At 41.5% G+C, this 414-nt stretch carries 1 rRNA gene; it reads left to right on the top strand.

What is annotated here, in order from left to right:
• Nucleotides 1-102, top strand: a 5S ribosomal RNA gene (rrf, locus tag AC2UZJ_RS12550); the annotation flags it as partial.
• Between the last annotated feature and the right edge of the window lie 312 nt (nt 103-414).

Genomic DNA, 414 nt, shown 5'->3' with positions numbered 1-414 from the left:
AGCAAGGTGGCACCACTCCTTTTCCATTCCGAACAGGACAGTGAAACGCCTTAGCGCCGATGATAGTGGGCGAACGCCTGTGAAAGTAGGTCATTGTCAAGCTCTTATACCGAAATCCCCGTCGGTGATCCGACGGGGTTTCAATTTTGGTGTGAGTGTAGTAAAATAAAAAAGACCATGTGTCTTTTGAAAGGCTGTTTTATTAGGTTAAGACATCTTTCAAAAAACACTTGACAGTGTTTAGAATGTAATGCATAATTATATTCTTCGCTAAACAAGAAATATGTTTAGTTTTAGCGAAACGCTCTTTAACAATTTAACAGCCAAATAAGTGTGGGCGCTTGGAATGCGTGGGTCGATATCCCTTCACGGGGGTACGCCAACAAGTTAAAATCAAGTGCTCGCATAAAGAAA

Source organism: Paenalcaligenes sp. DL 309 (genome assembly GCF_057475285.1).
The sequence above is the reverse complement of the archived record's forward strand: the minus strand, read 5'-3'. Positions and strand labels throughout refer to the sequence as shown.